Annotated in this window: 1 pseudogene; it reads right to left on the bottom strand. The window is 66.4% G+C overall.

From position 1 onward, the window contains the following. A pseudogene (locus LQV16_RS23515) lies at positions 1-985 on the bottom strand (IS3 family transposase); the annotation flags it as partial. Between the last annotated feature and the right edge of the window lie 63 nt (positions 986-1,048).

Genomic DNA, 1,048 nt, shown 5'->3' with positions numbered 1-1,048 from the left:
TTGTCCCAGCACACCCCGGTGCGGCCCATCGAGGAACGCATGCCCAGGCCCGCCACGAGGGCCCGGAAGGATGCGGAGGTGTATTGGCTGCCCCGGTCCGAGTGCCAGATCGCGCCGGGGCGGATGAGCGTGGATGCCGCGGCGTTCCGGAGCGCGGATTCGACCAGCTCGGCACGCATGTGGTCGGCGACGGCCCAGCCCACGACCTTCTTCGAAAAGCAGTCGATGACCGTGGCCAGGTAGACGAAGCCCTGCCAGGTGTGGATGTAGGTGATGTCGCCGACGAACTTCTCCCCGGGACGGTCCGCGGTGAAGTCCCTGCGCACCAGGTCAGGGATCCTCGCCGCGGCTTCGGCATCCGCCTGCGTGGTGGTGCGGAACGGGCGCGGCTGGCACGGCACCAGGTTGTTGGCACGCATGATCTGGCGGACCAGCTCCGGGGAGCATTCGGTGCCCTCCGCGGCCAGGTCCGCGTGGATCCGCCGGTAGCCGTACGTGCCGTCGGAGGCGGCGAAGAAGTGCTTCACCCGCTCCGTGAGCACGCCCCTGCGCGCCGCGGTGGCCGACAGCGGGCGGGAGCGCCAGTGGTAGAACCCGGACCGGGACACCCCGAGCCAGCGGCACATCTTCACCAACGCCGGAACGTCCGGGGACCGGGTCTGGGAATCGATGAATTCATACTTCGCCACTACCGTGGCTCCCGCGCGAAGTATGCAGCGGCTTTTTTCAGGAACGCAGCCTCCGCACGCAGCTCCTGGTTCTCCCGCTCCAGCTCCATCAGCCGGGCCCGCTCCGAGCCTGTCAGCGGAACCTCGGTGCCCGTGGTGTCGTGTTCCTGCCGGTACTTCTTCAGCCAGTTACGCAGCGTCTCGGCACCGACCCCGTACGAGTCGGCGACGGACTTGATTGTTTTCGAAGTCGAGACGACTTCCTCGCACAGCTGGTCCTTGAACTCCTGGCTGAACCGGCGACGTGATGCAGGCATTCTGCACATTCCTCATTTCAGTAGTCCCCCGATTTTAAGGGGGTCCACTGTCCGAGAACTCCG

It is taken from the genome of Arthrobacter sp. Bi26, assembly GCF_918697925.1.
In the GTDB taxonomy this organism is placed as follows: domain Bacteria; phylum Actinomycetota; class Actinomycetes; order Actinomycetales; family Micrococcaceae; genus Arthrobacter.
Note: the sequence above shows the minus strand (reverse complement) of the source record. Positions and strands in the feature narration are given on the sequence as shown.